Genomic DNA, 1,639 nt, shown 5'->3' on the forward strand with positions numbered 1-1,639 from the left:
ACGTGTCGAATGCTCGAACGCCTGAAGCTGACGTTGGCTTAGTTGATGAAAGAAATGCGTCGTCGATAGGCCGAGTTAACTTGGTTGAGGAACGGGGCGTTCCAGACACAGAAGTTGCGGCGCCTGCAAGAATTAGTAGCCAGCCGTCTTGGTTGCAGCGCTTGAATGCTGGCAACGCCTTCAATGCGGAGCGCGCGTCGGCATACCCATATAATGAGGTCTACATTGAGAGCCCGAACGGTAGTGGGTATACGCGACTAGACTCTTATAACCCTAGCGCTGGCGAGATCGTTTCGCGGAAATTTACTCAGCTTTCGGACATTCAAACCAAAACAGCCGTGGGATACATTAATGAAATCCCAGCCAAATACCCCGTCGGCGCTACGGTTGCCAATGTTCCTTCAAGCGGACCATTGGCTGGGCAGCTTCTTCAAGGTCAGTACATACTTGAAGTTCCTGTTCAGGCCAATCCTGTTCCGCAGGCGGTACTGGATGCTGCTAACAAAGCTGGTGTGCTGATTCGTGATGTAAACGGGACAATTTACTAATGAAGCGAAAGATCTATTTCTGCAAATCGTGGTTTCGCGCGAAGAAGCGCCCCACCGAAAATTGGTCTGAGGAACAAGCTAGGGCCGCTCACGCTGAGGGTCTGCCCTATACAGTGCTTGTGGATTCCGTTGAGCAACCCTATTGCTTTCTTGAGCTGACCAAGAAGGCTGTGGGTGTCGGTTTCCTTGATGACCATTTGCGTGAGTCTTTGACATATGGATTTCAAGAAGTAGAGCCTGGCAAGTTGTTTCTTACGATGGCAACTTATCGTGAATTTGTAGATGATACTGACAAAGTTGCAAGTGGTACGTCATATATGTTCAGTCGCGATGGTTCAGTGTCGATTCGGCGGGAGTTATTTGTTCCCGAACATAAGATTGAGACATCATCATCGGTGGCAGACTTGGCCAAAAATTACAGTGCTATGCCGTCATTCGGCGAGTACGATGATTTGACTCGTTTAGAGCGAAGCTAGGCTTAATGCCGCCAGACGCCCGCTACAAGCGGGCGTTTTGTTGTTCCAAACGAAGCAGTGCCTAATGTGGTTCAGCTCGAAACTCGTGCTGATTACAGGGCGGCCTCGCTAAATCCAAGCCCCAATACCGTCTATCAATACAATGGCTATGAATTCACAACAGATAGCCTTGGACGGCCGGTGAATTCATCTGGGCAGCTTTCACTTGGGAATGGTGGAAATCGCTTCTATGACGACTACCAAATAGGTTACCCGCATAATGCTGATGCGCTTCCTGGAGATGTTGGGTTCCATGCCGGCGGACCCAAAAGGGGCCCCAAAAGGGGCCGGGCCCCAAAAGGGGGCCCAAAAGGGGCCGGGGGTAATTAAATAAGGGATGCGACTCAGCGTGTCTCACTCTTCCTTGTTACGTAAACGCGGTGGACGACCATGCGGCTTTATGGCAACTGGTCGTCCGAGGGTCTTTTCAACCATGGCTTGAAATCGACGATCCCCCAATGCGCGGCCCTGTTTCAAGTGCAGTCGAATAGAAGAAATTTCATCGTCATTTACTCCTGCGCGTAGCCATGAACGATACGCCATGGCTCGCTCTTGAGGGTCTGTGGCCATGGCCAA

The 1,639-nt window shown here is 50.9% G+C and carries 2 protein-coding genes and 1 pseudogene; 2 read left to right on the forward strand and 1 reads right to left on the reverse strand.

The annotated features are described in order from the left end of the window. Both QQJ86_RS19725 and QQJ86_RS19730 read left to right on the forward strand, forming a co-directional pair. The coding region (locus QQJ86_RS19725; protein ID WP_345782835.1) for a hypothetical protein at nt 1-548 on the forward strand (548 nt) is incomplete at its 5' end. Then, nucleotides 548-1,024, forward strand: a complete 477-nt coding sequence (locus QQJ86_RS19730) for a hypothetical protein (protein ID WP_284322693.1) — start codon at nt 548-550, stop codon at nt 1,022-1,024. The genes QQJ86_RS19725 and QQJ86_RS19730, both read left to right, overlap by 1 nt. Before the next feature lie 393 nt (nt 1,025-1,417). Here QQJ86_RS19730 and QQJ86_RS19735 read toward each other — a convergent pair. Next, nucleotides 1,418-1,639 (reverse strand): annotated as a pseudogene (locus QQJ86_RS19735) (transposase); the annotation flags it as partial.

Origin of the sequence: Dyella acidisoli, from assembly GCF_030160295.1 — a bacterium.
GTDB classification, from domain to species: Bacteria; Pseudomonadota; Gammaproteobacteria; order Xanthomonadales; family Rhodanobacteraceae; genus Dyella_B; species Dyella_B acidisoli.

Excerpts from the sequence above, each read along its gene's own strand:
- QQJ86_RS19730 (WP_284322693.1), top strand. The coding sequence starts at position 548 with ATGAAGCGAAAGATCTATTTCTGCAAATCGTGGTTTCGCGCGAAGAAG.